Annotated in this window: 1 protein-coding gene; it reads right to left on the bottom strand. The window is 54.2% G+C overall.

Features of this window, described 5'->3' with window-relative positions; all coding sequences use genetic code 11:
- A partial coding sequence (locus tag RTW80_RS27230) for a pyruvate formate lyase family protein (protein WP_312721205.1) occupies positions 1-469 on the bottom strand: 469 nt, incomplete at both ends.

The following is a 469-nucleotide window of genomic DNA, read 5'->3' as shown; positions in this document are numbered from 1 at the left end:
CCTGTACGCAGGCGTCGAGGAAATCGTTGCTCATTCCTGCATGGTAACGCACGCTGAGGTTAGGCTGAGTGGAACGCAGGCGACCGCAGGATTCGAGGATCGCGTAAGAGAGTGGATTCACCGCGTCCATTGGTTGACCATCAACCAGATTTTGCCCGCCAATAGTGACGTTCTGATACAGCGGACTTCCCGCAGAGGCTTTTGAGTGTGAGCCGGAGCGGATCTTGTTCACTTCCAGCAGTTTCAGCCAGCAGCTATGCAGCATCTCGATGGCGTGTTCGCGATCCAGCGTCTGGTTGAGTTCAACGTCGCGGCGATAGTACGGGTAGAGATACTGGTCCATACGACCAAACGATACTGAGTGACCGTTAGATTCGATCTGCAAAATCAACTGGATGAAGTAACACAGTTGCAGCGCCTGCCAGAAAGTCTGCGGCGGCTGGTGGGCGATAAGATCGCAGTTTTCTGC

It is taken from the genome of Escherichia sp. AM3, assembly GCF_032029835.1.
GTDB lineage: Bacteria > Pseudomonadota > Gammaproteobacteria > Enterobacterales > Enterobacteriaceae > Escherichia > Escherichia coli.
The sequence above is the reverse complement of the archived record's forward strand: the minus strand, read 5'-3'. Positions and strand labels throughout refer to the sequence as shown.